We start from the raw sequence: 1,471 nt of genomic DNA, 5'->3' as shown, positions 1-1,471 counted from the left end.
TAAAATGGTACCTGTAGGTAGGACACTCGAAAAAAAGAGTGTTTCACCTACAGGTATTTTTTTATATACTTGAATTTCAGAATATGGGGATAAGGGGATCACATGAGTAAAATAACTTTTTCATTTAAAGAGATAAACACACTTCAAAAGAATTCAAATGTACATCGTGTCAGTGAGCGGTCTATCACCTATACTGACGATTTTAAGAATAGATTTATGGATGAATACCTAGCCGGTAAGCTTCCCCGCCAGATCTTTGCAGAGAACGGGTTCGATTTGGACGTTATAGGAATTAATCGAATCGAACAGTCAGCCCATAGGTGGAAAAAAGCCTATGAAAAGAATGGCTTGATTGGACTTACGGATACGAGAAAAATGGCTTCCGGCAGACCCTTGAGACGTGAACTTACCCCTTCCGAAGTGATCGAAAGGCAAAAGGCAAGAATCGAGCTGTTGGAAGGACAGGTGGAACTGTTAAAAAAGCTAGAAACGACAGAAAGGAGGCTGCTCAACGCAAGCGAAAATCTAAATCCTAATAAGGCGTATCAATTGATTCAGGAGACTATTGAACAAAATGGATTCAAGGGGATGATCAGGTATTTTTGTGACCTCTTAGAGGTATCCCGGTCTGGATATTATAGCTACCTAAAGGCTTCCTCTGTCCGGGAAACTAGGGAGAAATTGGACCAAGAAGCTAAGGAAATCATTTTAAAGGCCTTTGATCGACGCGGATATAAGAAGGGCTCACGCTCCATTAAAATGATATTAGAGAATGATTTTAAGATTCTCTTTAGCCGTAAAAAGATACAAAGAATCATGAGAAAATATGGAATCGTCTGTCCTCACAGAAAGCCAAATCCTTATAAAAGAATCGCCAAAGCAACCAAGGAGCATCAGGTTGTCCCAAATAAGTTAAACAGGGATTTTAAGCAAGGAGTTCCAGGAAAAGTGTTATTAACGGATATTACTTATTTGCCATATAACGGAAATTCTATGGCTTATTTGTCGACCATAAAAGATGCGTCCACTAACGAGCTACTAGCTTACCATGTTTCTGATCGTATCACTCTAGACATCGCAACAAAGACGATTCACAAACTAAAGAAAAACAAGAAGATTACACTACATAAAGATGCCTTCATCCACTCTGATCAAGGGAGCCATTATACGAGCCCAAGATATCAAAAGTTACTAAAAAAATATGGCCTAGGTCAATCTATGTCTCGAAGAGGGAACTGTTGGGATAATGCCCCTCAAGAGTCATTCTTTGGTCATTTAAAAGATGAAGTAGACTATAAATCTTGTAAATCCTTAAAAGAACTAAAAGCAAAAATAAATCACTATATGGTTTACTATAACAATTATCGATATCAATGGAATTTAAAAAAGATGACCCCTATTCAATTTAGGAATCATCTTCTAGTTGCTTAACCTCTTTTTTTATTGTGTCCTTGACATGGGTGCCATTTTA

1 protein-coding gene is annotated in these 1,471 nt (G+C 37.8%); it reads left to right on the top strand.

Annotated elements, in window-relative coordinates; all coding sequences use genetic code 11:
* Positions 1-102: 102 nt before the first annotated feature.
* Complete coding sequence (locus HHO41_RS21990; RefSeq protein WP_169102736.1) at positions 103-1,431, top strand: IS3 family transposase; 1,329 nt, start codon at positions 103-105, stop codon at positions 1,429-1,431.
* Positions 1,432-1,471: the final 40 nt, after the last annotated feature.

This window comes from Bacillus sp. DNRA2 (assembly GCF_012843265.1).
Lineage (GTDB): Bacteria > Bacillota > Bacilli > Bacillales > Cytobacillaceae > Bacillus_BU.
This window is presented reverse-complemented; position numbering and strand designations above follow the sequence as displayed.

Bases quoted from the DNA above. Each gene is read 5' to 3' on its own strand.
- HHO41_RS21990 (WP_169102736.1), top strand. From the start codon at position 103: ATGAGTAAAATAACTTTTTCATTTAAAGAGATAAACACACTTCAAAAG.